This window comes from Pseudomonas cremoricolorata DSM 17059 = NBRC 16634 (genome assembly GCF_000425745.1).
Classification (GTDB): domain Bacteria; phylum Pseudomonadota; class Gammaproteobacteria; order Pseudomonadales; family Pseudomonadaceae; genus Aquipseudomonas; species Aquipseudomonas cremoricolorata.
In genome coordinates this window covers 218,030-238,999 of sequence record NZ_AUEA01000002.1, presented here as the reverse complement: position 1 = coordinate 238,999, position 20,970 = coordinate 218,030, and the positions used below count along the sequence as shown (strand labels likewise).

The window sequence follows — 20,970 nt, the reverse complement described above, 5'->3', positions numbered from 1 at the left end:
CCGGGCGATTACAGGGCTGTCAGATAACGACCGGTCGGTCACTGATCCTTGACAGGGAAAGGACTGAAACGTATGTTTCAAACAACTGTTTGTCTGGCGAGTGGAATCAAGTCATGGCCCAATCCGAAACCGTTGAACGCATTCTCGACGCTGCCGAGCAGTTGTTCGCGGAACGAGGCTTTGCGGAAACCTCGCTGCGGCTGATCACCAGCAAGGCCGGGGTCAACCTGGCGGCGGTAAATTACCACTTCGGCTCGAAGAAAGCGCTGATCCAGGCGGTCTTCTCGCGTTTCCTCGGGCCGTTCTGTGCAAGCCTGGAACGTGAGCTGGAGCGGCGTCAGGCGCGGCCCGAACTCAAGCCGAGCCTTGAGGAGCTGCTGGAAATGCTGGTCGATCAGGCTTTGGCCGTGCAGCCTCGCAGCAACAACGACCTGTCCATCTTCATGCGCCTGCTGGGCCTTGCGTTCAGCGAGAGCCAGGGTCACCTGCGACGTTACCTGGAAGACATGTACGGCAAGGTGTTCCGCCGTTACATGCTGTTGGTCAACGAAGCCGCGCCTCGTATTCCGCCACTGGAGCTGTTCTGGCGCGTGCATTTCATGCTCGGCGCCGCCGCGTTCAGCATGTCCGGAATCAAGGCCTTGCGCGCCATCGCCGAGAACGATTTCGGCATCGATACCTCGATCGAGCAGGTGATGCGCCTGATGGTGCCGTTCCTCGCCGCCGGCATGCGCGCCGATACCGCCGTCAGTGATGCCGCCATGGCCGACGCGCAATTGCGCCCACGCAGCAAACCGCTCACCCCGCCTGCGCCAGCCAAGGCGTAGGCCCCGCGTTTCATTTCTTCCTGTATTCAAGGATTTCCTATGACTGCCCGCCTGCAAGGCTCCCTGATGGTGGATATCGACGGTCACTGGCTGACCGCTGAAGACCGCCACCTGCTTCGTCAGCCGCAAGTGGCCGGCCTGATCATCTTCGCCCGCAATATCGACAGCCCGCGTCAGGTGCGTGAGCTGTGCGCGTCGATTCGCGCCATCCGCCCAGACCTGATTCTGGCGGTGGATCAGGAAGGTGGCCGGGTGCAGCGCCTGCGCCAGGGCTTCGTGCGCCTGCCGGCCATGCGCAGCCTGGCAGAGCATGACAACGCCGAGTACCTGGCCGAGCAGTGCGGCTGGCTGATGGCCACCGAGGTGCTCGCGGTGGGGCTGGACCTTAGCTTCGCGCCGGTGCTCGACCTTGACCATCAGCGCAGCGCGGTGGTCGGCACACGCGCCTTCGAGGGCGATCCGCTGCGCGCCACCGCCCTGGCCGGCGCGTTCATCCGTGGCATGCATGCCGCCGGCATGGCCGCCTGTGGCAAGCACTTTCCCGGCCACGGCTGGGCCGAGGCCGACTCGCATGTCGCCATCCCTACCGACGAGCGCAGTCTCGAGCAACTGCGCCAGGCCGACTTGCTGCCGTTCAAGCACCTGAGCAGCCAACTGGCGGCGGTGATGCCGGCGCATGTCATCTACCCGCAGGTGGACAACCAGCCGGCCGGTTTCTCGCGGCGTTGGCTGCAGGACATCCTGCGCGGTGAGCTGGGCTTTACCGGGGTGATCTTCAGCGATGACCTGTCGATGGCCGGTGCCCATGTGGTCGGCGATGCCGCCAGCCGCATCGAAGCGGCCCTTAGCGCCGGGTGCGACATGGGCCTGGTGTGCAACGACCGCGCCGCCGCCGAACTGGCCCTGAGTGCCGCCCAACGCCTGCACATACAGCCCTCACCACGCATCGCCAGCATGCGCGGTCGCAGCTATCCCCGCACCGACTACCGCGAGCAGCCCCGTTGGCTCCAGGCGTTGGAGGCACTGCGCCGCGCGCAGTGAGCGGCGAACCGTAAGCGGCAAGTGGCAAGCTAAGGTTAGGCTTTGGCTTGCAGCTTGCAGCTTGCAGCTTGCAGCTTGCAGCTTGCAGCTGCGCCTAGCGCGTGCGCCGCGGCGGCAGTGGCGCGAACAGCGCCTCGATATCCTCGTCGCTCATGCGCCATTGCCCGGCCTGTTCGTCACCCAGCAGGCCTGCGGCCAGCGCTGCCTTGTCTTGCTGCAGTTGCTGAATCTTTTCCTCCACCGTGCCGCGGGTGATCAGCTTGAAGACGAACACGGGCTTGTCCTGGCCGATGCGGTAGGCGCGGTCGGTGGCCTGGTTTTCGCTGGCCGGGTTCCACCATGGGTCGTAGTGGATCACCGTGTCGGCAGCGGTCAGGTTCAGTCCGGTGCCCCCGGCCTTGAGGCTGATCAGAAACACCTCGCTGTCGCCGTTCTGGAAGGCCGCCACCGGCGCGCGGCGGTCGCGGGTGTCGCCGGTCAGCAGGCTGTAGCGAATGCCACGTTTGACCAACGCCTGCTCGATCAGCGCGAGCATCGAGGTGAACTGCGAGAACAACAGAATCCGCCGCCCTTCGCGCAGCAGCTCATCGAGCATCTCCAGCAGGCTGCCGAGCTTGCCTTTGTCGTGCTGGCTGCTCTTGACCTCACTGCCTTTGACCAGGCGCAGGTCGCAACACACCTGGCGCAGTTTGAGCAGCGCATCGAGGATGACGATCTGACTGCGCGCCGCACCGTTGCGGGCGATCTCCTCGCGCACTTTCTCGTCCATCGCCACGCGCACCGCTTCATAGGTATCGCGCTGGGCATCGCTGAGCTCGACCCAGTGAATCATCTCGGTCTTGGGCGGCAGGTCGCGGGCCACCTCTTCCTTGGTGCGGCGCAACAGGAACGGTCTGATGCGCCGGGCCAGGTGGGCCATGCGCTCGGTGTCGCCGTGGCGCTCGATGGGCGTACGGTAGTCGCGGTTGAAGCCCTTCTGATCGCCTAGCCAGCCCGGCATGAGGAAGTGAAACAGCGACCACAGCTCACCCAGGTTGTTTTCCACCGGTGTGCCGCTCAGGCAGATACGCTGCTGGGCCTGCAATTCTCGCAGCGCACTGGCGGCCTTGCTGGTGCTGCTCTTGATGTTCTGCGCTTCGTCGAGCACCAGCACATGCCATGGCTGTGCCTGCAGGTGCTCGAGATCGCGCGGCACCAGGGCGTAGGTGGTGAGCACCAGGTCGTATTCGGCAAGTTGGGCGAAATACTTGCTGCGGCCTGGGCCGTGCAGGCTGAGCACGCGCAGGTCGGGGGCGAAGCGCTGCGCTTCGTCGATCCAGTTCGGCACCAGGCTGGTGGGCAGCACCACCAGGGCGGGTCGCTGCAGGCGCCCGGCCTGTTTTTCCAGCAGCAGATGCGCCAGGGTCTGCAAGGTCTTGCCCAGGCCCATGTCATCGCCCAGCACACCGCCGACGCCCAGCTCGCGCAGCACCTGCAGCCAATTGAGCCCCTGCTGTTGGTAAGGCCGCAGGCTGGCCATCAGCCGCTCGGGCGGCGCCACCTGCAACTCACGGGCATCGCGCAGGCGCTGGCCAAGGTGGCGCACCGCCTCGCCGCCTTGCCACTTCAGCGGCAGCGCGTCGAGCTGGTTGAGGCGCGCGGCGTCGGCGCGGTCCAGGCGTAGCTGCGGGTTGCCTGGGTCATCGCTGTGGAACAGATCGCCGAGGGTCGCCATCAACGCGCGCAGGCGGCCGTAGGGCAAGGCCACGCGCAGGGCTGGGCCGTCGGGGCGCTGCTGATTGAGATCGACCAGCAAGTGTTCATCGTCGCCGCGCTTGGCCAGTTCGCCCTGACGCAGCAGTTCTGGGTTGCTGCGCAGCAGGTGCAGAACGATGGGCAGCAGGCTGTGGCGTTGGCCGTCGACCACGATGCCCAGTTCCAGGTCGAACCACTCGCGACCTGCGGCTTCGTCGATATCGGCGTACCAGTCCTCGACGCTGTGCAGGTTGAACGAGAAATCGCGCTGCACGTCGATCACCCAGCCCGCCTCGCGCAGGCGCGGCAGTGCCTCGCGAGATACGCTCAGCCAGGCTTCATCGTCGGGCAACTGCAGCATCTCGCCGGCGCTGTCGGGCAATGCCTTGCTTTGGCGCATGGCGGGCTTGAAACCCAGGTCGCGCAGCACCTTGCGCGCCGCGTTTTCCGCCTTCGGCTGGCGCTCGATGCGCTGGCTGACGGCGTCTTGCAGGCGGGTCAGCGGTTTGTCGCTGCTGCCGCTGGCGCGCACGCCCAGATAGTCGAACGACAGCGCGGCGCGGTGCTGCATCTGTCGCTGCATGCGTCCGGTCTTGGTTGCGTAGGCGCTGAACTCGATGCTGCCCAGGGCCAGGTGCGGCACCGGCTGCACGTCATCGAGGCGCTCACTGCGCACCTGGGTCGGGGTCGGCACCTGACGATTGAGCGCGTTGAGCCGATGGCTCAGCGGCACGACCAGGTGCTCGGGCACGCTCGGCGCCTGGGACAGTTGCGTGGCGATGAACGGGTCGAGTTCATGCTCCAGTTTGCCCAGCAGTCGTTGTTGGCTGTCGAGGTAGAACAATGGCGTCAGTGGCAGGATCTGTTCGAACGCAGCGTCGCCGTCGAACCAGGCGCCGCGGTAGTGCCCGCTGTCGTTGCGCAGCCAGCGAAATTCGCCGCTGCGCAGCGGGCCTGCGCTCAGGGCGGGCAGCTGTTGCGTCCACAGCAGACGCCCGGTTGCCAGGGCGTACTCGAGGATTTCCGCACCTTCGGCGCCATGCAGGGCAATTCTGGACAGCAACGTGCCGTGTGGGCGGTGACTCTCCAGCAGGCGCAGCAGGCGTTTGTCGCCGTCGCTGACGTAGCGCGGCGGATAGTAGACCAGCTCGGGCAACGATTTCACCGGGGTCAGCTCCAGCTCGCCGGCGCTGTCGAGCACGCCCTTGTGCACTTGCAGGTAGCACTGCGGTTCATCGATGCCGACCTGGTAATACAGCGCGCGGCCTTTGCTGTCGGGCTTGTCGGCGCTCGCAGTTGCCGGGTTTTCCAGGCCGCTCATCCAAGAGTTGAGTTCCGGCGGCAGTTGCTGCGAGTGATCATCGCCGGCGCTTGCCTGGGCCTGCTGCTGCAAGGTGTACAGCGCGGCGGCGCTGTGTTTGCAGTTGCCCTGCACCGGGCAACTGCAGCGGCAGATCAACCGCAGGCCAGCGGGCTGGGCGATGAGGTTGATCGACTGCTGGTAGAACTCGGCTCCCGAGCCTTCGCAGCGCGCGATGATCGACAGGTCATCGATCTTCACCAGCCGGGAACGGCCCTGGCGAGCGTACTCGGCGCCGCGCTTCAAGGTCCGCGGATCGAACTGCTCGACCCAGGCGTTGGACTGACGCAACAGGGTCAGGGCGCGCGGTTCGGCCACCGTCACTGCTCCAGCAGTTCAGTGTCGACCGGCGCCGGTTGTCGGCCGCCGACCGGGCTGACCTTGAGCAGCAGCGCCAGATGACCACCGTCGAGGAAGTTGAGCTGGGCGCGTTTGACGTTGGCATTGCTCTGGCGGAACTGTTCGCTTTCGATCACTCGCCCATTGCCGTCGAGCTGGTTGACCCAGAAGCGCGCCTGGGCTGCGATGAAGCGGCCCTCGGTGAGGCTCAGCGTGCCTTCGATGGGGAAGCGACCATAGGTCGACTCACCGCCGCTGAGGGCGATCAGGCTCGGCTGCGGGCCAAGCGACTGCTCCCACGACTTGTGCAGCAGCACGCTGTACTCAGGGTTGCCTTGCAGGCGCTCGAGCTCGCCGTTGAGCCGGGCTGGCCGCTCGGCGTCGGCCGCAAGCGGCGTGGCGCCCTCGCGCCAGTGGGCCGGGGCGGGGGCACTGGCCTGGGCGGGCACGGCATTCTGCCTGATCAGAATCATCTCGACCTGGTACAGGCCGTCAGCGCTGGCGAGGGGGGCAGCGAGGGCCAGCAGCAGGCTCAGGCAATGAATGGCACGCATGGATGTTCCTTCAGGCAGTCGGTGGTGTCAGGCGCTCGAACAGCGCCTCGAGGGTCGAGAAGCGCTCGTCGGCGCGTTCCATCGGAACGAGGAAGCGGAACTGCGTGGCGCCCTCGAACTTGTAGCGCTTGGGCTGGCCCTGAATCAGCTTGATCAGGGTTAGCGGATCGACCGGCGTTTCGGCCTCGAACTCGATCTTGCCGCCATTGGGCCCGGCATCGACTTTCTTGATGCCGAGTTTTTCGGCCTGCAATTTCAGCAGGGTCAGGCGAATCAGGTTCTTGGTCGGCTCCGGCAGCAGGCCAAAGCGGTCGATCATTTCCACCTGCAGGTCTTTGAGGCCTTCCTCGTCGGCGGCCGAGGCGATGCGTTTGTACAGGATCAGCCGGGCATGCACGTCCGGCAGGTAATCCTCGGGGATCAGCGCCGGCAGGCGCAGGTTGATCTCCGGCCCGCCGCCCAGCGGCTGCTCCAGGTTCGGCTGTGTGCCCTTGCGGATAGCCTTGACCGCCCGTTCGAGCATTTCCATGTACAGGGTGAAGCCGACTGCCTGAATCTGCCCGCTCTGGCCTTCGCCGAGCAGCTCGCCGGCGCCACGGATTTCCAGGTCGTTGGTGGCCAGCACGAAACCTGCGCCCAGGTCCTGGGTGTTGGCGATGGCTTCCAGGCGTTTTTCCGCATCGGCGCTGACCTGCTGGCGCGGTGGGGTGAGCAGGTAGGCATAAGCCTGGTGGTGACTGCGCCCGACCCGGCCACGCAACTGGTGCAACTGGGCCAGGCCGAACTTGTCGGCGCGTTCGATGACGATGGTGTTGGCGCTCGGCACGTCGATGCCGGTTTCGATGATGGTCGAGGCCACCAGCACGTTGAAGCGCTTGTGGTAGAAGTCGCTCATCACCTGTTCCAGCTCGCGCTCGCGCATCTGCCCGTGGCCGATGCCGATGCGCGCCTCAGGCACCAGCGCGGCGAGGTCGTTGGCGCATTTCTCGATGCTCTTCACGTCGTTGTGCAGGTAGTACACCTGGCCGCCGCGCAGCAGCTCACGCAGCAACGCTTCCTTGATGGTGCTGTTGTTCTGCTCCATGACGAACGTGCGCACCGACAGGCGCCGCGCCGGCGGAGTGGCGATGATCGACAGGTCGCGCATGCCGGCCACGGCCATGTTCAGCGTGCGCGGAATCGGCGTGGCGGTGAGGGTGAGGATGTCGACCTCGCTGCGCAGCGCCTTGAGCTGTTCCTTCTGGCGCACCCCGAAACGGTGCTCTTCGTCGATGATCACCAGGCCCAGGTCCTTGAAACGCACGTCATCCTGCAGCAGCTTGTGGGTGCCGATGAGGATGTCGATCTTGCCGTCGGCAAGCTCCGCTGCCGCGGCCGACACTTCCTTGGCCGACTTGAAGCGGCTCATGACCTCGACCTTCACCGGCCACTCGGCGAAGCGGTCGCGGAAGCTGTTGTAGTGCTGCTGGGCGAGCAAGGTGGTGGGCACCAGCAGGGCTACCTGTCGGCCACTGTGCACGGCGATGAACGCAGCGCGCATGGCCACTTCGGTCTTGCCGAAGCCGACATCGCCACAGACCAGGCGATCCATGGGCTTGGCGGCCAGCATGTCCTGGCGCACCGCTTCGATGGCCGACTGCTGGTCGGGGGTTTCTTCGAACGGGAAGCCGGCGCTGAAGGTGGCGTAGTCCGCCGCAGGGTCGGCAAAGGCGTGGCCCACCCGCGCCGCGCGGCGGGCGTAGATGTCGAGCAGCTCGGCGGCGACATCGCGGACCTGCTCGGCCGCCTTGCGCTTGGCCTTCTGCCAGGTTTCCGAACCCAGCCGGTGCAACGGCGCCAGAGCGTCGTCGCTGCCGGTGTAGCGGGCGATCAGGTGCAGGTTGGCGACCGGAACATACAGCTTGGCGCCTTCGGCGTATTCCAGCGTGAGGAATTCGGCGGCCTGGTCGTCGATTTCCAGGGTCGCCAGGCCCAGGTAGCGGCCCACACCATGGTCGATGTGCACCACCGGCGCGCCTTCGCGCAGCTCGGTGAGGTTCTTGATCACCGCATCGTTGGCTGCCTCGCCGCGCTTTTCGCGGCGCCGACGCTGCATCACGCGCTGGCCGAACAGCGGGCTTTCGGCGATCAGCGCCAAGTCGGGGTCTTGCAGCTGCAGGCCATCGTCCAGCGGCGCGATGGTGATCGCCAGGCGCGCGGCGCTGCTGACGAACTCGGCCCAGCTCTCGACGTTCTGCGGGCGCAGCTTGAGCCGTTCGAGCAGCTCGAGCAGCACTTCGCGCCGGCCGGCCGATTCGGCGGTGAACAGCACCCGGCCGGGGAACTGCTCGAGGAACTGCGAGAGCGCCGCCAGGGGCTGATTGGCCTTGGCTTCGATGGCAAGATCCGGCAGGCGCTGGGTGGCGAACTGCTGGCGCCCGGTGCCGCTGCCGACATCCTCGCTGCTGACCACCACGCGTGGCCATTGCTTGAGACGGGCGAAGCAGTCTTCCACCGGCAAGAACAGCTCGGCCGGCGGCAGCAGTGGCCGGCTGAGGTCGCCGCGGCGATCTTCATAGCGCCCGCGCACGTCGTTCCAGAAGGTTTCGGCGGCCTGCTCGACGCCTGGCAGGGAAAACACCTGGGTGTCGCCTGGCAGGTAATCGAACAGGGTCGAGGTTTCTTCGAAGAACAGCGGCAGGTAGTACTCGATGCCGGCCGGTACGATTCCGCTGGCCAGGTCCTGGAAGATCGCGCTGCGGCGAAAATCGACGTCGAAACGCTCGCGAAAGCGTGCCTTGAAGCGCGTCACTTCGTCTTTTTGCATCGGGAATTCGCGCGCCGGCAGCAGGCGAATCGATTCGACCTTGTCGATCGAGCGCTGGGTCTCGGGGTCGAAAGTGCGCAGGGTTTCGATCTCGTCATCGAACAGGTCGATGCGGTACGGCTGGCGGCTGCCCATGGGGAACAGGTCGATCAGCGCGCCGCGCACGGCGAACTCGCCGTGTTCGTACACCGTATCGACGCAGCGGTAGCCGCTGGCTTCAAGGCGTGCGCGCATCTGCTCGACGTCGATCTTCTGGCCGACATCCAGCACCAGGCTGCTGCCGAGCAGAAAACGCGTCGGCGCCAGGCGATGCAAAGCCGTGGTGATCGGTACCACGAGGATGCCGTGGTCCAGTTCCGGCAAGCGGTAGAGGCTGGCGATACGCTGGGAAATGATGTCCTGGTGCGGCGAGAACAGGTCGTACGGCAGGGTTTCCCAGTCAGGGAAAGGCAGTACCGGCAACTGCGGGGCGAAGAAGCGCAGTTCCTGTTCCAGACGATCGGCGGCCTGGCTGTCGGCGGTCAGCAGCAAGGTGAAGCGGCCGGCACTGCTGGCCGCCTCGGCAATGGCAAGGCTCAGGGCGGCGCCCTGCAGGTTGCCCCAGGTTTGTTTGCCGGCTGTTGCCGACATTTTCGGGAGGCGCAGAACTGACACGGGAGATCGGACTCCAAGCGTTGCGGCAAAGAGGTCGATTGTACCGGGGGCGGGCATGGCTGTCAGGTTCATGCGGCATTGAATATGCACCACCCCACACGCGTCGCCGATTGCCCGATAGACTCAGGGGCGGCATAATGTAGCCCCTTTTTTTTGTCCCTACATGTGGAAGGTTCCCGTGACTCAGAAGCCCGACCAGTGTCTTGGTGAGTGGATCGATCGTGAAGCGCTTGCCGAAGCGATGATTCCGCTGATTGGTCAGCTCTACCGCAATAACAACGTGGTAAGCTCGATCTATGGCCGCAGCCTGATCAACCGTTCGGTGATCTCGATCCTCAAGGCGCACCGCTTTGCGCGTCATCGTCAGACCGACGAAACCGAGCTGTCCGTGCACGAGACGTTCCCGCTGCTCAAGGCCATGAGCGAGCTGAAACTGGGCGCCGCTTCGGTCGACCTGGGCAAGCTGGCCAACAAGTTCAAGCTCGAAGGCAAGGGCCGTAGCGCCGAAGACTTCGTTCGCGAGGAACTGGCCGATGTAGTGGGTAAGCAAGGCAGCGGCGAGCGCAAGGGCACCGACGTGGTGCTGTACGGCTTTGGCCGTATTGGCCGCCTGCTGGCGCGCATCCTGATCGAGAAAACCGGTGGTGGCGACGGCCTGCGCCTGCGCGCCATCGTCGTGCGCAAGGGTTCGGAAAACGACCTGGTCAAGCGCGCCAGCCTGCTGCGTCGTGATTCGGTGCATGGCCCGTTCGACGGCACCATCGTCATCGACGAAGCCAACAACACCATCACCGCCAACGGCAACCTGATCCAGGTCATCTACGCCAAGAACCCCAGTGAAGTCGACTACACCCAGTACGGCATCAACAATGCCCTGATCGTCGACAACACCGGTGTATGGCGTGATGCCGACGGCCTCGGCCAGCACCTGACCTGCCCTGGCGCAGGCCGCGTGATCCTCACCGCACCGGGCAAGGGCGCGCTGAAGAACGTCGTGCATGGCATCAACCACGGCGACATCACCGCCGACGACAAGATCGTTTCCGCGGCCTCGTGCACCACCAACGCCATCGTGCCGGTGCTCAAGGCGGTCAACGACAAGTACGGCATCATCAACGGTCACGTCGAAACCGTTCACTCGTTCACCAACGACCAGAACCTGATCGACAACTTCCACAAGGGCAGCCGTCGTGGCCGCGCCGCGACGCTGAACATGGTCATCACCGAGACCGGCGCCGCCACCGCTGCGGCCAAGGCGCTGCCGGTGCTCAAGGGCAAGCTGACCGGCAACGCCATTCGCGTGCCGACGCCGAACGTGTCCATGGCCATTCTCAACCTGAACCTGGAAAAGCCGACCTCCCGCGAGGAGATCAACGAGTACCTGCGTCAGACCGCCATGCACTCTGACCTGCACAAGCAGATCGACTACGTCAGCTCGCAGGAAGTGGTCTCCACCGACTTCGTCGGCTCGCGCCACGCAGGCGTGGTGGATGCCGAGGCGACCATCGCCAACGACAACCGCGTCGTGCTGTACGTCTGGTACGACAACGAGTTTGGCTACAGCTGCCAGGTCGTGCGGGTGATGGAAGACATGGCCGGGGTCAACCCACCGGCATTCCCGCGCTGATCGGCGGGTAATGTGCAGGCGAAACGGGAACCTTCGGGTTCCCGTTTTGCGTCTGGCCTGCACAGACTGCGCAAGCGCACGAGCAAGGCGCGCCGAGCGCATGAAACGGCGCCAGCAAGCAAGCAGGCAAGTGACATGTAGTGCAGGCAGAATTGGCCTACGACGCGACCAAGGGTTAATGTGCGCGCCATTGGCGCTTCATTAAACTGCACAAGAATTTTTACATGGCGCTTGGGCGCCATGGCCAAGCCCCGCGGCCAGCTCGGCCGCCGGGCCCGTTCTGAAGGAGTACGCATGGCTGTCTACAACTACGACGTGGTGGTACTGGGTTCCGGCCCTGCCGGAGAAGGCGCGGCGATGAACGCCGCCAAGGCCGGTCGCAAGGTGGCGATGGTCGACACCCGCCGCCAGGTCGGCGGCAACTGCACCCACCTGGGCACCATTCCGTCCAAGGCCCTGCGTCACTCGGTGCGCCAGATCATGCAGTTCAACACCAATCCGATGTTCCGTGCCATCGGCGAGCCGCGCTGGTTCTCATTCCCCGACGTGCTCAAGAGCGCCGAGAAGGTCATCGCCAAGCAGGTCGCCTCGCGCACCGGCTACTACGCGCGCAACCGCGTCGACCTGTTCTTCGGCACCGGCAGCTTCGCCGACGAGCAGACCGTGCAAGTGGTGTGCCCCAACGGCGTGGTAGAGCAGCTGGTGGCCAAGCACATCATCATCGCCACCGGCTCGCGGCCTTATCGCCCGGCCGACATCGACTTCAATCACCCGCGCGTGTACGACAGCGACACCATCCTCAGCCTCAGCCACACCCCGCGCAAACTGATCGTCTACGGCGCCGGCGTGATCGGTTGCGAGTACGCTTCGATCTTCAGCGGCCTGGGCGTGCTGGTCGAGCTGGTGGACAACCGCGGGCAGTTGCTCAGCTTCCTTGACTCGGAAATTTCCCAGGCGCTGAGCTACCACTTCAGCAACAACAACATCACCGTCCGGCATAACGAAGACTACGAGCGCGTCGAAGGGCTCGACAACGGGGTGATCCTGCACCTGAAGTCGGGCAAGAAGATCAAGGCCGACGCCTTGCTCTGGTGCAACGGCCGCACCGGCAACACCGACAAGCTGGGCCTTGAGAACATCGGCATCAAGGTCAACAGCCGTGGCCAGATCGAAGTGGACGAGAACTACCGCACCGACGTCGCCAACATCTATGGCGCAGGCGATGTCATCGGCTGGCCGAGTCTGGCCAGTGCCGCACACGACCAGGGTCGCTCGGCGGCAGGCAGCATCGTCGACAACGGCAGCTGGCGCTTCGTCAACGACGTGCCGACCGGCATCTACACCATTCCGGAGATCAGCTCGATCGGCAAGAACGAACAGGAGCTGACCCAGGCCAAGGTGCCTTACGAAGTGGGCAAGGCCTTCTTCAAGAGCATGGCCCGCGCGCAGATCGCCGGTGAGCCGCAGGGCATGCTGAAGATCCTGTTCCACCGCGAAACCCTGGAAGTGCTTGGCGTGCACTGCTTCGGCTACCAGGCCTCGGAGATCGTGCACATTGGCCAGGCGGTGATGAGCCAGCCCGGCGAGCAGAACAACCTGAAGTACTTCGTCAATACCACCTTCAACTACCCGACCATGGCCGAAGCGTATCGGGTAGCGGCCTACGACGGCCTGAACCGGCTTTTTTGAGCGGCTCCGGCCGGTGGCCTGAGCCGGTCGGGGTGAGTGATTTCAGTCCTTGCCGAGGGTGGTCCTGGCCAAACCGGGAAAGTCTGTAATCAGGCTGTCGACACCAAAATCAGCCAGCCGGTGCATCAGCGCCGGCTCGTTGACCGTCCACACCGACACGTGCAGCCCCTGCGCCTGGGCCTTGCTCAGGCGCTCGGGGGTACACAGCGTCCAGTTCAGTGCGAGCACCTCGCAACCGTAGTTGTGCGCCACCTTCAGCGGATCGAGCCAGGCGTATTCGGCGACCAGGCCGCGCGATACATCCGGAACCAGATCCTGAGCCGCGTCCAGCACTTCCCGAGAGCTGGATGTGATCGTCACCTTGTCGAGCAGGTCGAACTGCTGGGCCAGTTCGCGAATCGCCAGCACCGTGCTGGCGGCGCGGGTGCGCGAAGCGCTTTTGACTTCCAACTGCCAGTGTTCGAAGTCGCATTGCTCGAACAGCGTTTTCAGCGTCGGTATGTGGCAAGGCTGAACCCAGCCTGGACCGCCCTGGCGGGCATCGTAGGTGGCCAGGTCGGCAGCGCTGTGCTCGACCACCTTGCCGCGCCGGCCGGTGGTGCGCTTGAGGGTCGGGTCGTGGATGACCATCAGCTCGTTATCGGCCGACAGGTGCAGGTCCAGCTCGCAGCGGGTCACGCCATGGGACAGGCATTGGCGGAAGCTGGTCAGGGTGTTCTCGGGGGCTTCGCCCTTGGCGCCGCGGTGGCCGTAGATGAGAGTCACGATCGTTCCTTCAGGTCGAGAGAGCAGGGGCTCACGGGGTCGTTGGGTCGTTCTGTTCCAAGGCCTGGCGACGTTGCTGCTGCTGGCGCTGCAGAATGTGCCGGGCCAGCAGCTGGCGCTGGGCATCGGTGAGTTCGGTGAATTCGGTGCTCAGGGCATAGTCACCTTCGGCGCGCGGCTGGCAAGCGCTGATGCGCCCACGCAGCACCAGGCCATGGGCCCTGGGCATGAGCACCATCTGCACGGCAACGCGGGTGCCGGGGGTGATCGGCTGCGCGCTGAGCGAGTCGACGCCATCTTCGGCCAGCATGACGTTCTGCGCGGGGCCGAGCTGCTCGAGCATGCCCTGGGCCACCACCGCGCTGAGCAGATCGATGCGCTTGTTCTGCGCGCGCAGAAAGGCGGCGAGCATGCGGTGCTTGTCGCTGAGCTGGCGCAGCAGGTGCTGGCTTTCGAAGTCGGCCAGGTGCAGCTCACTGAGCAGCGCCACCAGCGCTGAAGCGCCCTGGGTCAGCTCGCTGTCGGCCAGTTCGGCGGCGCTCAGCGGGGTGATTTGCAGTGCCATCCGATCTTCGATGCGGTAGTATCCCCGGCGTTCTTCGTCTGGTGTCGTCATGGTGAACCCATGGTAGCGGCGGTGGTCCGAGTGTAAAGCTGCCTTGCGCACCTCGCCACAAAGACGTTCCCTTTCATCCGAACAAGCCCCGACATGTTCAGACCTCTCTTCGTATTCATTGGTACGCGCTACACCCGTGCCAAGCGTCGCAACCATTTCGTCTCGTTCATTTCCCTGACCTCGATGATCGGCCTCGCCCTGGGCGTGGTGGTGATGATCGTGGTGCTCTCGGTGATGAACGGCTTCGATCACGAGATGCGCACCCGCGTGCTCGGCATGATCCCCCACGCCACCCTCGAATCGGGCGAACCGATCGACAACTGGCCGGCCCTGGCCGAGCGCGTCAAGCAGAACCGCCAGGTGCTGGCGGTGGCGCCCTTCACCCAGATGCAGGGCTTGCTGACCCACGACGGCAAGGTGCAGAAAGTGCTGCTCAACGGTGTCGATCCGGGCCTGGAAAAACAGGTCTCGATCATCGATCGTTTCACCTTGCAGGGCGGCCTGGAACGGCTGGCACCGGGCGAGTGGGGCATCATGATCGGCGACAAGGCCGCCGCCAAGCTGGGCGTAGGCATCGGTGACAAGCTGACCTTCGTCGCCCCCGAGGTCAGCGTGACCCCTGCCGGCATGTTCCCGCGCATGAAGCGCTTCACCGTGGTCGGCACTTTCCATGTCGGCGCGGGCGAGATCGACGGCTACCTGGGCATCACCAACATCACCGACCTGTCGCGCCTGCATCGATGGAAGGCCGATCAGGTGCAGGGTCTGCGCCTGAAGTTCGACGACCTGTTCGAAGCGCCGCGGGTGGCCATGGACATCGCCGAAAGTCTCGATCAACGCTTCTATTCGCGTGACTGGACCCGCACCCATGGCAACCTCTACCAGGCCATTCGCATGGAGAAATCCATGATCGGTCTGCTGTTGCTGCTGATCGTCGCGGTGGCGGCGTTCAACATCATTTCCACCCTGGTGATGGTGGTCAACGACAAGCGCGGCGACATCGCCATCCTGCGTACGCTGGGCGCCACGCCGCGGCAGATCATGGCCATCTTCATGGTCCAGGGTACGGTCATCGGGGTGGTCGGCACGCTGATCGGCGCGGTGGTGGGCATTCTTGCCGCGCTCAACGTCAGCGCCGCGATCGCCGGCATCGAGCGCCTGATCGGGCACAAATTCCTCAATGCCGACGTGTACTTCATCGATTACCTGCCGTCGCAGATCCTCGCCGAAGACGTGTGGATGATCTGCGGTGCGGCGCTGGCCCTGAGTTTCCTCGCCACCCTGTATCCGGCCTGGCGTGCCGCGCGCACCCAGCCTGCAGAGGCGCTACGTTATGAGTGAGTCGCCCATGAGTGATAAAGCCGTATTGAGTTGCCGCAACCTGGGCAAGTCCTACGAAGAGGGTCCTGAGTCGGTCCAGGTGCTGGCGAACCTGCAGCTCGAATTGCTGCCGGGCGAGCGCGTGGCCATCGTCGGCAGTTCCGGTTCGGGCAAAAGTACCTTGCTCAACCTGCTCGGCGGCCTCGACACCCCGAGCCAGGGCAGCGTCTGGCTGGCCGGTGAAGAGCTGTCGGCACTCGGTGAGCGGGCCCGCGGCTTGCTGCGCAACCGGGCACTGGGCTTCGTTTATCAGTTCCACCACCTGCTGGCCGAGTTCACTGCGCTGGAGAACGTCTGCATGCCGCTGCTGATCGGCCGTACACCGATTCCCGAGGCGCGCGAGCGTGCCGAAGCGCTGCTCAAGCGTGTGGGGCTGGGTCATCGGCTCAGCCACAAGCCGGCCGAGCTGTCCGGCGGCGAGCGCCAGCGCGTGGCCATCGCCCGAGCACTGGTCAATCGCCCCGGGCTGGTGATGCTCGATGAGCCGACCGGCAACCTCGACCACCATACCGCACAAGGTATTCAGGAATTGATGCAGGAGCTGTCGAGCGCTTCGCGCACGGCGTTCCTGGTCGTGACCCATGACCTGAACCTGGCGCGGCAGATGGATCGCGTGCTGCGTCTGGAAGACGGTCACCTGGTGCCGATCTGACCCTATCATCCGGGGCCTGGCACAGGCCCCGTCGTCTTTTTCTACTGGGTATCCCTGTCCATGTTCAGACCCTTGCCCCTGTTCCTCGGCGCTCGCTACACCCGCGCCAAGCGGCGCAATCACTTCATCTCGTTCATCTCCATGACCTCGATGATCGGCTTGTCCCTGGGCGTGCTGGCGATGATCGTGGTGCTGTCGGTGATGAACGGCTTCCAGCGCGAGATGAGCTCACGGATTCTGGGCCTGGTGCCGCACGCCAGCCTGCTGGGTTATCAGCCGCTGCAAGACTGGCGCAAAGTCGCCGATGTCGCCCTGCGCAACCCGGCCGTGGTCGCCGCTGCGCCACTCACCGAAATGGAAGGCATGCTCTCGTACAAGGGGGCGATGCAGCCGATTCAGGTCAGCGGCATCGACCCGGCCGAAGAGGGCAAGGTGTCGATCGTCGGTCAGCACATCATCCAGGGCAGCCTGCAAGACCTGGTGCCTGGTGAGTTCGGGGTGGTGATCGGCGAGCTCAGTGCGAGGCGTTTTCGTCTGAACACGGGCGACAAACTGACCCTCATCGTGCCGGAGATCAGCAAGGAGCCGGGGGGCATCACCCCGCGCATGCTCCGCCTGACGGTGGTCGGCATCTTCAAGGTCGGCGCCGAACTGGACGGTGCTCAGGCCTACATCCATGTGGCCGACGCTGCCGAAATGCAGCGCTGGGCGCCGGGCAGCGTGCAAGGGGTGCGCATCAAGCTGCACGATCTGTATGCCGCGCCGCAGGTGTCCAAGGCCATTGCCGCCGAGCTGGGCGAGGGTTACCACGCCGACGATTGGTCGCACACCCAGGGCAGCCTGTTCAGCGCCATGAAGATGGAAAAGACCATGATCGGTCTGCTGTTGATGATGATCATCGCCGTGGCTGCGTTCAACATCATCGCCACCTTGATCATGGTGGTGAACGACAAGGGCGCGGACATCGCCATCCTGCGCACCATCGGTGCCACGCCGGCGCAGATCATGGGCACCTTCATGGTTCAGGGGTCGTTGATCGGTATCGTCGGCACCCTGATCGGTGGCGCACTTGGGGTGGTGGCGGCGCTCAATGTCAGCCAGATCGTCGGCTGGCTCGAGCGGGTCAGCGGGCAGCATATCTTCACCTCTGACGTGTACTTCATCAGCAGCCTGCCGTCGGAGTTGCAGTGGGGGGATGTCGGCATGATCTGCACCGCAGGCCTGGTGATGAGCTTCCTGGCGACGGTGTACCCTGCGTACCGGGCTTCTCAGGTCGAGCCGGCGATGGCCCTGCGTTACGAGTAGGGGCGGGTTCGCCGCAGCGGCACAGCGTCCGCTCCACAGGCGTTGCAGTATCTCCATAAGCACAAAAGCCCCGGCATCGCTGCCGGGGCTTTTGCGTTACAGCCGGTGACTTACGCCTGGACTACCGGAATCTGCGCGGCCTTGGCGGCGTCGCGGAATTCGGCGATCTGGTCGAAGCTCAGGTAGCGGTAGACGTCGGCAGCCATGCTGTCGATGCTCTGCGCGTACTGCATGTACTCCTCGACGGTCGGCAGTTTGCCGATGATCGAGGCCACTGCCGCCAGCTCCGCCGAAGCGAGGTAGACGTTGGTGGCATCGCCCAGACGGTTGGGGAAGTTACGGGTCGAGGTGGAAACCACGGTCGAGCCCGTCTGCACGCGAGCCTGGTTACCCATGCACAGCGAGCAGCCCGGCATTTCCATGCGCGCACCGGCTTTGCCGAAGATGCCGTAGTAGCCTTCTTCGGTCAGCTGGTGAGCGTCCATCTTGGTCGGCGGAGCCAGCCACAGGCGAGTTGGAATACCGCCCTTGACCTTGTCCAGCAGCTTGCCGGCAGCGCGGAAGTGACCGATGTTGGTCATGCACGAGCCGATGAACACTTCGTCGATCTTCTCGCCCTGGACGCTGGACAGCAGGCGGGCGTCGTCCGGGTCGTTCGGCGCGCAGAGCACAGGCTCCTTGACGTCGGCCAGGTCGATTTCGATGATCTCAGCGTATTCGGCATCGGCGTCGGCCGACAGCAGCTCAGGGTTGGCCAGCCAGGCTTCCATGGCTTGCGCACGGCGCTCGAGGGTGCGTGGATCGCCGTAGCCTTCACCGATCATCCAGCGCAGCAGGGTGATATTCGATTGCAGGTACTCGGCGATGGCTTTTTCCGGCAGCTTGATGGTGCAACCGGCAGCCGAGCGCTCGGCCGAGGCGTCGGACAGCTCGAAAGCTTGCTCGACGGTCAGCTCGTCGAGGCCTTCGATTTCCAGGATGCGGCCGGAGAAGGCGTTCTTCTTGCCTTTCTTCTCGACGGTCAGCAGGCCGTTCTGAATGGCGTAGTACGGGATGGCGTGGACCAGGTCACGCAGGGTGATGCCAGGCTGCAGCTTGCCCTTGAAGCGCACCAGGATCGATTCGGGCATGTCCAGCGGCATGACGCCGGTCGCCGCTGCGAAGGCCACCAGGCCGGAACCTGCCGGGAACGAGATGCCGATCGGGAAGCGGGTGTGCGAGTCGCCGCCGGTGCCGACGGTGTCGGGCATCAGCATGCGGTTCAGCCAGCTGTGGATGATGCCATCGCCCGGACGCAGCGACACGCCGCCACGGGTGCGGATGAAGTCGGGCAGGGTGTGGTGGGTGGTGACGTCGATCGGCTTCGGATAGGCCGCGGTGTGGCAGAACGACTGCATCACCAGGTCGGCGGAGAAGCCCAGGCAGGCGAGGTCTTTGAGCTCGTCGCGGGTCATCGGGCCGGTGGTGTCCTGGGAGCCGACGGTGGTCATCTTCGGTTCGCAGTAGGTGCCAGGACGTACGCCCTTGTTGTCCGGCAAGCCGCAGGCGCGGCCGACCATCTTCTGCGCCAGGGTATAACCCTTGCCGGTGTCGACCGGCGCTTCTGGCAGTTTGAACAGGTTGGTGGCGCCCAGACCGAGTTCGGCGCGAGCCTTGTCGGTCAGGCCGCGGCCGACGATCAGTGGGATACGCCCGCCAGCGCGCACTTCATCGAGCAGCACTTCGGTTTTCAGCGCGAAGGTGGTGACCAGCTCGTCGCTTTCGTGACGGCGCACTTCACCTTTGTACGGATAGACGTCGATGACGTCGCCCATGTTCAGGTCGGTGCAGTCGAACTCGATCGGCAAGGCACCGGCATCTTCCATGGTGTTGTAGAAGATTGGCGCGATCTTGGTGCCGAAGCAGAAGCCACCGGCGCGCTTGTTCGGCACGTTGGGGATGTCGTCGCCGAAGAACCACAGCACCGAGTTGGTAGCCGATTTACGCGAGGAGCCAGTACCGACCACGTCACCGACGTAGGCGACCGGGAAGCCTTTGGCGCGCATGTCCTGAATCTGTTTCAGCGGGCCGACCGAACCGGGTTGTTCAGGCTCGATGCCGTCGCGGGTCATCTTCAGCATTGCCAGGGCGTGCAGCGGGATGTCCGGGCGCGACCAGGCGTCTGGCGCCGGGGAGAGGTCGTCGGTGTTGGTTTCGCCAGGCACCTTGAACACGGTCAGGGTGTACTTGTCGGCGATGGCCGCACGCTTGGTGAACCATTCGCCGGCGGCCCAGGATTCCAGCACGGCCTTGGCGTTGGCATTGCCAGCCTTGGCTTTTTCGGCCACGTCGTGGAAGGCGTCGAACATCAGCAAGGTGTGCTTGAGCTGCTCGGCCGCGACGGCGCCGAGGGTGGCGTCATCCAGCAGCTCGACCAGCGTGGCGATGTTGTAGCCGCCCTGCATGGTGCCCAGCAGCTCGGTGGCGCGCTTGCTGTCGATCAGGGGTGAGTTGACTTCGCCTTTCGCGACGGCGGAGAGGAAACCGGCCTTGACGTAGGCCGCTTCGTCGACGCCCGGCGGTACGCGGTCGGTGATCAGTTCAAGGAGGAAGGCTTCTTCGCCGGCCGGTGGATTCTTCAGCAGCTCGACCAGGCCTGCGGTCTGTTCGGCGTTCAACGGCTGGGGCACGATGCCCAGTGCGGCACGCTCTTCGATGTGTTTGCGGTAGGCTTCAAGCACAGTTATTACCCTCATCAGTGGTCCCTAAAGGGAGTCCGGGACGCTTATCCAGCACTTCCGGCACCCAAGCGCCGCAGCGGCTTTTTGAGCCGCCCAGCCAGGGTCGCTGGAAATCCTTGCAGAAGCTGTTTTCAAAGTTTTACGCCTGTAGAACGGAAGGCTGATGAGGGGTTGGTCGGCACATGCGGGGGAGGGCATGCCACCGGCCAACACCGTTCTACCGGATTGACTGTGCTCGTGACGCTTTGAAAACAGCTTCCAACGGACATGGTTGCCTTGAAAAGGCGGGGTGATTCTACGGGAAAAACCGGCCGATGGTAAGGCGAGCGAGGCGACTTTAGCGGGTGACCCTGGTTAGACAAAGGGCTAACATGGCCCGGTGTCTGTTTCAGAAGCTGTACCTCTGCCATGTCCAGCAACAATATCAAGACCCCCTGTGTCGGCCTCTGCTCCACGGTCTATGGCGACCTCGTGTGCCGCGGCTGCAAGCGCTTTCACCATGAAGTGATCCACTGGAACAGCTACGACGAGCAGGCCAAGCGCGCCGTCTGGCTGCGCCTGGAGCAACTGCTGGCACAGGTGATGATGGCCAAGCTGGAAGTGTTCGACGCCCAGCGCCTGCGCCAGCAGCTCGAGCAGCGTTCGATTCGCTTTCTCGCCCGGCAGTCGGAATATTGCTGGGCGTACCAGTTGATCGCCCGTGGCGCGCGCATGATCCGTGACCTCGAGGCCTATGGCGTGGCGCTGTTGCCGGAGTTTCGCGATTGGGAGCTGCCGCAGTTGCGCGACGCTATCGACCGGGAGTTCTTCCTGCTCTCCGAAGCCCACTACGAACGTTACATCGCGCCGGGCTTTCTCCAGCAAGGGCTGGATACCGAGCCCGTTTCCCGCTGAAACAATG

General features: G+C 64.4%; 14 protein-coding genes. 8 read left to right on the top strand and 6 right to left on the bottom strand.

The features are described from left to right. Window positions 1-113: 113 nt before the first annotated feature. Window positions 114-827, top strand: coding sequence for a TetR/AcrR family transcriptional regulator (locus H618_RS0103540; protein WP_028693753.1), 714 nt, complete (start codon window positions 114-116; stop codon window positions 825-827). Window positions 828-878: 51 nt separating this feature from the next. Further along, window positions 879-1,868, top strand: a complete 990-nt coding sequence (gene nagZ / locus H618_RS0103535) for a beta-N-acetylhexosaminidase (protein ID WP_211232351.1) — start codon at window positions 879-881, stop codon at window positions 1,866-1,868. Window positions 1,869-1,962: 94 nt separating this feature from the next. On the opposite strand, the gene H618_RS22275 is transcribed toward nagZ, so the two are convergent. The 3 genes from H618_RS22275 to mfd are packed head-to-tail and all read right to left on the bottom strand — an operon-like array spanning window position 1,963 to window position 9,315. Beyond that, window positions 1,963-5,280: a DEAD/DEAH box helicase gene (locus tag H618_RS22275; RefSeq protein ID WP_081673696.1), complete on the bottom strand. Its 3,318-nt coding sequence runs from the start codon at window positions 5,278-5,280 to the stop codon at window positions 1,963-1,965. A 2-nt stretch (window positions 5,281-5,282) separates the two neighbouring features. Continuing rightward, the gene (locus H618_RS0103525) at window positions 5,283-5,855 is read right to left on the bottom strand and encodes a CsiV family protein (RefSeq protein WP_028693751.1); all 573 of its coding nucleotides are present in this window, start codon (window positions 5,853-5,855) and stop codon (window positions 5,283-5,285) included. Between the two features lie 10 nt (window positions 5,856-5,865). Next, window positions 5,866-9,315 (bottom strand): transcription-repair coupling factor, encoded by a 3,450-nt coding sequence (gene mfd / locus H618_RS0103520; protein ID WP_028693750.1) that lies wholly within the window; start codon window positions 9,313-9,315, stop codon window positions 5,866-5,868. A 163-nt stretch (window positions 9,316-9,478) separates the two neighbouring features. Here mfd and H618_RS0103515 point away from each other — a divergent pair, with 163 nt between their 5' ends. Next, window positions 9,479-10,942, top strand: coding sequence for a glyceraldehyde-3-phosphate dehydrogenase (locus tag H618_RS0103515; protein WP_028693749.1), 1,464 nt, complete (start codon window positions 9,479-9,481; stop codon window positions 10,940-10,942). Window positions 10,943-11,236: 294 nt separating this feature from the next. Continuing rightward, window positions 11,237-12,631, top strand: a complete 1,395-nt coding sequence (gene sthA, locus H618_RS0103510; protein WP_028693748.1) for a Si-specific NAD(P)(+) transhydrogenase — start codon at window positions 11,237-11,239, stop codon at window positions 12,629-12,631. A gap of 42 nt (window positions 12,632-12,673) precedes the next feature. Here the strand turns inward: sthA and H618_RS0103505 are convergent, their stop codons facing one another. Together H618_RS0103505 and H618_RS0103500 are read right to left on the bottom strand one after the other, a co-directional pair. Then, window positions 12,674-13,396 carry a glycerophosphodiester phosphodiesterase gene (locus H618_RS0103505; protein ID WP_028693747.1) on the bottom strand — a complete coding sequence of 241 codons (723 nt, stop codon included), beginning with the start codon at window positions 13,394-13,396 and terminating at the stop codon, window positions 12,674-12,676. A gap of 31 nt (window positions 13,397-13,427) precedes the next feature. Continuing rightward, a complete protein-coding gene (locus H618_RS0103500) occupies window positions 13,428-14,012 on the bottom strand; it encodes a PilZ domain-containing protein (protein ID WP_028693746.1) in 585 nt (194 codons plus the stop codon). A 93-nt stretch (window positions 14,013-14,105) separates the two neighbouring features. Between H618_RS0103500 and H618_RS0103495 the strand changes: the two genes are divergently transcribed. The 3 genes from H618_RS0103495 to H618_RS0103485 are packed head-to-tail and all read left to right on the top strand — an operon-like array spanning window position 14,106 to window position 17,349. Further along, window positions 14,106-15,353, top strand: coding sequence for a lipoprotein-releasing ABC transporter permease subunit (locus tag H618_RS0103495; RefSeq protein WP_028693745.1), 1,248 nt, complete (start codon window positions 14,106-14,108; stop codon window positions 15,351-15,353). A 7-nt stretch (window positions 15,354-15,360) separates the two neighbouring features. Further along, window positions 15,361-16,044 (top strand): lipoprotein-releasing ABC transporter ATP-binding protein LolD, encoded by a 684-nt coding sequence (gene lolD, locus H618_RS0103490; RefSeq protein WP_205621220.1) that lies wholly within the window; start codon window positions 15,361-15,363, stop codon window positions 16,042-16,044. 60 nt (window positions 16,045-16,104) lie between these two features. Further along, window positions 16,105-17,349: a lipoprotein-releasing ABC transporter permease subunit gene (locus H618_RS0103485; protein WP_028693743.1), complete on the top strand. Its 1,245-nt coding sequence runs from the start codon at window positions 16,105-16,107 to the stop codon at window positions 17,347-17,349. A 110-nt stretch (window positions 17,350-17,459) separates the two neighbouring features. On the opposite strand, the gene acnB is transcribed toward H618_RS0103485, so the two are convergent. Further along, window positions 17,460-20,069, bottom strand: coding sequence for a bifunctional aconitate hydratase 2/2-methylisocitrate dehydratase (acnB, locus tag H618_RS0103480; RefSeq protein WP_028693742.1), 2,610 nt, complete (start codon window positions 20,067-20,069; stop codon window positions 17,460-17,462). A 408-nt stretch (window positions 20,070-20,477) separates the two neighbouring features. On the opposite strand from acnB, the gene H618_RS0103475 reads away from it, so the two are divergent. After that, window positions 20,478-20,963 carry a DUF1289 domain-containing protein gene (locus H618_RS0103475; RefSeq protein WP_028693741.1) on the top strand — a complete coding sequence of 162 codons (486 nt, stop codon included), beginning with the start codon at window positions 20,478-20,480 and terminating at the stop codon, window positions 20,961-20,963. Window positions 20,964-20,970: the final 7 nt, after the last annotated feature.

Bases quoted from the DNA above. Each gene is read 5' to 3' on its own strand.
- H618_RS0103515 (WP_028693749.1), top strand. From the start codon at position 9,479: ATGTGGAAGGTTCCCGTGACTCAGAAGCCCGACCAGTGTCTTGGTGAG.
- H618_RS0103525 (WP_028693751.1), bottom strand. From the start codon at position 5,855: ATGCGTGCCATTCATTGCCTGAGCCTGCTGCTGGCCCTCGCTGCCCCC.
- H618_RS0103485 (WP_028693743.1), top strand. From the start codon at position 16,105: ATGTTCAGACCCTTGCCCCTGTTCCTCGGCGCTCGCTACACCCGCGCC.
- sthA (WP_028693748.1), top strand. From the start codon at position 11,237: ATGGCTGTCTACAACTACGACGTGGTGGTACTGGGTTCCGGCCCTGCC.
- H618_RS0103475 (WP_028693741.1), top strand. From the start codon at position 20,478: ATGTCCAGCAACAATATCAAGACCCCCTGTGTCGGCCTCTGCTCCACG.
- H618_RS0103495 (WP_028693745.1), top strand. From the start codon at position 14,106: ATGTTCAGACCTCTCTTCGTATTCATTGGTACGCGCTACACCCGTGCC.
- lolD (WP_205621220.1), top strand. From the start codon at position 15,361: ATGAGTGATAAAGCCGTATTGAGTTGCCGCAACCTGGGCAAGTCCTAC.
- H618_RS0103500 (WP_028693746.1), bottom strand. From the start codon at position 14,012: ATGACGACACCAGACGAAGAACGCCGGGGATACTACCGCATCGAAGAT.
- H618_RS0103540 (WP_028693753.1), top strand. From the start codon at position 114: ATGGCCCAATCCGAAACCGTTGAACGCATTCTCGACGCTGCCGAGCAG.